2 protein-coding genes and 1 pseudogene are annotated in these 2,923 nt (G+C 66.1%); all 3 read left to right on the forward strand.

Translation table 11 applies throughout. The annotated features are described in order from the left end of the window. Positions 1–1,563 (forward strand): hypothetical protein (locus VNS22_RS26525; protein ID WP_325737936.1); only part of this gene is annotated, 1,563 nt, incomplete at its 5' end. Positions 1,564–1,579: 16 nt separating this feature from the next. Then, complete coding sequence (locus VNS22_RS26530) at positions 1,580–2,461, forward strand: calcium-binding protein (protein WP_325737938.1); 882 nt, start codon at positions 1,580–1,582, stop codon at positions 2,459–2,461. 86 nt (positions 2,462–2,547) lie between these two features. Beyond that, positions 2,548–2,923: pseudogene (locus VNS22_RS26535) on the forward strand (hypothetical protein); the annotation flags it as partial.

The following is a 2,923-nucleotide window of genomic DNA, read 5'->3' on the forward strand; positions in this document are numbered from 1 at the left end:
AAGGACGGGGTCGTCACCAAGTTCATGTGGCAGACCCAGGGGGCGCGGCAGCATGCCGAGCCGGGCGACGGCCATAGCGGCGGCAATTTCGGCTGCTACCAGATCAGGTTCTATCGCTGCAACGACTGGACCCAGCCCAAGGGGACGCTGCTCGCCTCGGGCGTCGTGACGCCGGGTGAGGCCGGCTACTATCCCGGCCGGCAGGTGGGCGGCTTCGATGCGTTCAACGCAAATGCCACGCGCTTCGGCGTCGCGAACAGCCCGGAACTGGTGGGCGGCCTCCATGTCCAGGCCTGGCTGAACCGCGTCACCCAGCGCGGCAGCGAGTACGTGCACAGCGGCACCGCCTATGTCTGGATCGACGTGACCGCGAACGGCAGCCCCTGGGTGGTCTCCGCGGGTGAGTGGATTCTCGCCGAGTACGTCAACCTGGCAGCGAATCCGACCGTCAACTTCTCGTTCGACAACAACGCGTTCTCGGCATCCGCGGCTCATCCCGGGACGGAGGCGTCGAACTCGCCGCTCGACCGGCTCCTGGCGGTGCGCGAGTACCTGCCGGCCACCGAGCAGCCCAGCACCAATGCCAGTGCCGGCGGTGCGCGCGGCATGACGCCGGTCTTCCTGCTCGGCTATGACGACGATACCTGGTACGGCCAGCCATGGTACTACCGGGGGCGCTACCCCGGGGGTGCTTCCAGCACCCGCCTGTTCGACGAGGACCCGGTCAACCCCAACGCCGCCCGCCCGCCCGTGGCGGACCGGGGGCCAGCACTCCTGGTGTTCGGCCAGCGCCGGCTGCGCCAGGTCCTTTCCCCGCCGGCCGACTTCCCGGGCGAGATGGTGGACGAGATCTACGTCCATGCCTGGCGCTGGACGAGCATGGCCGGCTATGGGCTGAACCGGCGGCTGGGCGTGCGCATCATGCGCGTGACCGGCGTGTCCGGCCGCAACCTGACGCTGGGGCTGAAGCAGGTCTGGCCGCCGCCGACCGCGTCTGGCAGCGACGTGTTCCGGGTCGGCGGGGCCGGGCCGTTCAAGGCGTTTCCGGAGAGCACGTTCGCCGCGTTCGGCCGCGACGTGGTGGCCGGCAAGACCCTGACGATCACGCCTTCCAACCTCAGCTCGGGGACCTCGCCCACGCTCTCCGAATTCGAGCAGGCCGTACCGGTCATCCGCTATGGCCGCCTCACGATCGACCCGCCGCTGCAGATTGCATCGCTCTACCGCTATGTCGTCGAGATCATGGCGGAGGATGGCGCCTGCTATGCCATGCAGCTGCAGAAGAACCCGCACCGCTACTTCAACCTGTACCGGAAGAAGTCGGACGGCACCTTCGATACCAGCCAGGGGCGCGCCCTGATGCCGGACGGGTCGCGCCGGCCGGAGATCAAGATCCCGCAGGTATGGCCGTGCAACCCCAACTCGGTGCCGACCAGCAGCGAGGACGATGCCAACAATTCCGGCCGGTTCTACAATGCAGCCGGCAAGCTCTATGACCCGAGCGGGGCCTGGACCGAGATCAACGATCACATGCTTCCGGTCAGCCTGATGCCGGTGGCGTGAGCGCAAGGAGAACCTGATGGCCACCATCCAAGGCACGCTCGCCGACGATCTGCTCGACGGCACGGAGGGGGACGACGTCATCCTGGCCAGAGCCGGAAACGACACGGTGCACGGCCGGGGCGGCAACGATGTCATCGGCCTGGACAGCGGCAACGACATTGCGTTCGGCGAGGCCGGCGACGACACCATCATGGGTGGCGACGGCAACGACCAGCTGGATGGCGGCGAGGGCGACGACAGCCTGAGCGGCGGTGCCGGGGACGACCGGCTGGTGGGCGGTGCCGGCAATGACCGGCTGCAGGGCCATGGCGGCGACGACGACCTGCGCGGCGGCCTGGGCGACGACCACATGGTCGGCGGCGACGGCGACGACTATCTGGATGGCGGCGGGGGCGCCAACATCCTGTTCGGCGGGGCGGGCAACGACACCATCGCCGTCTACAGCCGGGACCAGGTTACGGCAGGCGATGGCGACGACCTGATCGAGATCGGCGGCTATGACAGCCTGGACGCCAGGATCTCCCTGGGCCGGGGTGCCGACAGCTTCACCATGGACTATTCTGGTGGCAACCAGGAGTTCGCCGGTGGTGGGCGCACCATCATCACTGACTTCCGCCACGGCGAGGACCAGATCGGCGCGCTGCGCTTCGTGATCACCGACGACGACGGGACCGAGACCATCGGCTTCGAGGCGCTGGACAGCAACGCGGATGGCGTGGTCGGCGTGGGCGATGCGGGGGTGAGCCTGGAAGATGGCGGGTTGACGATCGACCTGGCTCCGGCGCTTACCGAGCTGGCTTCGGTGGGGCGGCCGGGGTTCGAGGTGACGAATCCGATGATCCTCAGGCTTCTGGGAGTCACGGAGCTGACGAGCGCCGATTTCGGGGCAGAGGTCTAGTACAAATATATCATTCCATTGCAATCCCCGACTGCTGCGCGGCATTTCATGTGCAAAATGAGTCTCGGTCGGAGCATTGGGGACCGTTGGAACTGCATGTCTGCCATTCCGACATGCTGGAACCAGAAAGGCAGATGATGGCACAGATTACGGGCACCAGCGGCGCCGATATCATCATTCCTACGGCATTGAACTCTTCGCTCAGAACGACTGGTGGCGATGACTTCGTCTTCGCGCTTGGAGGAGATGATTTTGTCGATGGTGGTGACGGCGATGATGTGCTGGAGGGAGGTGCAGGAAACGATGCTCTGTATGGTGGGGCAGGTAATGATGCCGCATCCTATACTTCGGCGGTCAGTGGCGTTGCTGTCAATCTGAACATTATATCTGCTCAAGAGACTGGCGGGGCGGGCCGGGACACGCTGGTGAGCATCGAGCGGCTGATCGGCTCGGACTTCAACG

Origin of the sequence: Geminicoccus sp., from assembly GCF_035556675.1 — a bacterium.
Taxonomy (GTDB): domain Bacteria; phylum Pseudomonadota; class Alphaproteobacteria; order Geminicoccales; family Geminicoccaceae; genus Geminicoccus.

Excerpts from the sequence above, each read along its gene's own strand:
- VNS22_RS26530 (WP_325737938.1), top strand. The coding sequence starts at position 1,580 with ATGGCCACCATCCAAGGCACGCTCGCCGACGATCTGCTCGACGGCACG.